This window comes from Clostridium algoriphilum, assembly GCF_020443705.1.
Lineage (GTDB): Bacteria > Bacillota > Clostridia > Clostridiales > Clostridiaceae > Clostridium_AD > Clostridium_AD algoriphilum.
Genome location: NZ_JAIZZK010000127.1, coordinates 1 through 593 on the forward strand (window position 1 = coordinate 1; position 593 = coordinate 593).

Consider the following 593-nt stretch of genomic DNA (forward strand, 5'->3'; position numbering starts at 1 on the left):
GCCTTACAACAAACTAATCTTCCATGATCTGGTCCCATACCTGCATCTATAGCTTCCTGATTTGTGTGCACTATAAGGTCAATATTAAATTCTTTAGCTATTTTATCTCTATATTCAATCATTGCAGGAATTTTATGCTTTGTATCTACGTGGATAAAAGGAAAAGGAGAATGTCCGAAAAAAGCCTTCTTAGATAACCATAATAATACAGTTGAATCCTTTCCAATTGACCATAACATTCCAAGTTTACCTAGTTTTTTATAAGATTCTCTTAATATGAAAATACTTTCTGCTTCTAATGCATCTAAATGATCCATAATTTAACCTCCCTAATATTTATTACCCTCTGTTTCATTAGTCGTAATAATTATCTCCTCATTATTTGGTTTAAATATATGCCAATGAAGAAGATTTTTATCTTTTTTTGTATTTAAATAAGTTCCTTTGCCTCCAATATCAACTCCAAGATAATAATTTATAGCTTGAACAGGACATTCTTTAAGACAGGCAGTACATCCCCAGCACTCCTCGGGATATTTTATAAAAGCTTTTGAGTCATCCTTTTTAAATATAAGATTCCCCGGGCAAGTCTG

At 31.9% G+C, this 593-nt stretch carries 2 protein-coding genes; both read right to left on the bottom strand.

From position 1 onward, the window contains the following. Positions 1–317 (bottom strand): phosphoadenosine phosphosulfate reductase domain-containing protein (locus tag LGK95_RS22240; protein WP_226127114.1); only part of this gene is annotated, 317 nt, incomplete at its 3' end. Between the two features lie 12 nt (positions 318–329). After that, positions 330–593 (bottom strand): 4Fe-4S dicluster domain-containing protein (locus LGK95_RS22245; RefSeq protein ID WP_226127116.1); only part of this gene is annotated, 264 nt, incomplete at its 5' end.